General features: G+C 56.0%; 2 protein-coding genes. Both read left to right on the top strand.

The features are described from left to right. Positions 1-68 precede the first annotated feature (68 nt). Positions 69-1229, top strand: a complete 1161-nt coding sequence (gene metX / locus B4F27_RS06075; RefSeq protein ID WP_286759147.1) for a homoserine O-acetyltransferase MetX — start codon at positions 69-71, stop codon at positions 1227-1229. A gap of 2 nt (positions 1230-1231) precedes the next feature. Further along, positions 1232-1882, top strand: a complete 651-nt coding sequence (metW, locus tag B4F27_RS06080) for a methionine biosynthesis protein MetW (RefSeq protein ID WP_064779873.1) — start codon at positions 1232-1234, stop codon at positions 1880-1882. Positions 1883-1967 lie beyond the last annotated feature (85 nt).

Consider the following 1967-nt stretch of genomic DNA (forward strand, 5'->3'; position numbering starts at 1 on the left):
ACGATGAAAGCACGGCGCGTTGTCGGTTTGCCCACGGAAACAACGAATAACCAAGGAAACCGCAATTCATGTCCACCGCGACCAACACGGAAAAGCGCCCCCCGCTTCCAGGCCACCACATGGTGCTTGGTGAAACGGAAAAGCTGCGCCTTGATAGCGGTGTGGAATTCGGTCCGTTTACCCTGGCCTATCAGACCTACGGCGAACTCAATGCCGATAAATCCAACGCGATTCTGGTTTGCCACGCCCTGACCGGGGATCAATATGTTGCCGATGACGTCCATCCGATCACCGGCAAGGAAGGCTGGTGGTCCGAAATCGTCGGCCCCGGCAAGATCATCGATACAAACAAGTACTTCGTCATCTGCAGCAACGTGATCGGCGGCTGTCTTGGCAGTACCGGGCCCAAGGAAATCAATCCGGCAACCGGCAAGCCGTGGGGTCTTGATTTCCCGGTGATCACCATTGCCGACATGGTGCGTGCGCAAACCATGCTGATTGACGCACTTGGCATCGACATGCTGTTTGCCGTCATTGGCGGTTCCATGGGCGGCATGCAGGTTCTTGAATGGTGCAAAAGCTATCCCGAACGGGTTTATGCCGCCGCCCCGATTGCGACCTCGTTCCGTCACTCGGCGCAAAATATCGCCTTCCACGAAGTCGGGCGTCAGGCCGTCATGGCCGATCCGGACTGGTGCGGGGGCAATTACCTGCTCGAAGGCAAGAAACCGTCACGCGGATTGGCTGTGGCGCGCATGACCGCGCACATCACCTATCTGTCGCAACCGGCCCTTCACCGCAAATTCGGGCGCAAGCTGCAAAATCGTGGTGCCATCACCTATAGCTTCGATCAGGATTTCCAGGTCGAAAGTTACCTGCGCCATCAGGGCAAAAGCTTCGTCGATCGCTTTGATGCCAACAGCTATCTCTATATCACCCGTGCGATGGATTATTTCGATCTATCGCTTGAATATGACGGGCGGCTAGCCGACGCCTTTCAGGGTTGCAAAACCCGGTTCTGCGTCATTTCGTTTTCCAGCGACTGGTGCTTTACCACCGCCGAAAGCCGGATTGTCGCCCATGCGCTCAATGCCGCGTCGTGCAATGTCAGCTGTGTCGAGATCGAAAGCGACAAGGGCCATGATGCGTTCCTGCTTGATGAACCCGATTTCCACATGGTGCTGAGTGGCTTCATCGAAGGTGCCGCCGAAGGCCGGGGGCTGAAATAATCATGAATGAGACTTTGAACCCAAACAGCGCAGCAAACGTTGCGCATAGCGACCGCATCCGTGTCGACCTGCAACTGATTGCCGACATGATCGAGCCGGGCACACGCGTGCTTGATATCGGCTGTGGCGACGGCGAACTTCTGGGATACCTCACCCGCACCAAAAAGGTTGATGGCCGCGGCCTTGAGCTGTCCAACGAAGGGGTGCGCAACTGTGTCGCGCAAGGTTTGCCTGTGATGCAGGGCGATGCGGACCGGGATCTGCGCGATTACCCGGACGGGGCGTTTGATTACGCCATCCTCAGCCAGACCTTGCAGGCAACCCAGCGCCCGAAAGAAGTGCTGTCGGAGTTGCTGCGCATTGGCACCAAGGCGATTGTGTCCTTTCCGAATTTCGGCCATTGGCGCGCACGGTTTGATCTGATGTTTCGCGGCCGGATGCCGCAGAACCCAAACCTTCCGATCATGTGGTACGAAACGCCAAACATCCATTTCTGCACGGTTTTGGACTTCGTTGCGCTGTGTAAGGAAATGGATTTGACGATCGAACGGTCGATGGTTCTCAATGAGGCCGGATCGAAGCTCAGCCTCGGCAGCCAGACCCGATTTTCCAACTTTTTGGGCAACCAGGCACTTTTCATGCTCAGCAAATAATCAGATCGATTATTCGTTTTCATTGAATAATCTCTCCTGCCCGATCACAAACTGATCGCGCCCCCGTCTGAAATCTGATGCCCGA

Origin of the sequence: Sulfitobacter sp. UBA1132 (assembly GCF_002311545.1) — a bacterium.
Taxonomy (GTDB): domain Bacteria; phylum Pseudomonadota; class Alphaproteobacteria; order Rhodobacterales; family Rhodobacteraceae; genus Sulfitobacter; species Sulfitobacter pontiacus.

Excerpts from the sequence above, each read along its gene's own strand:
- metX (WP_286759147.1), top strand. The coding sequence starts at position 69 with ATGTCCACCGCGACCAACACGGAAAAGCGCCCCCCGCTTCCAGGCCAC.
- metW (WP_064779873.1), top strand. The coding sequence starts at position 1,232 with ATGAATGAGACTTTGAACCCAAACAGCGCAGCAAACGTTGCGCATAGC.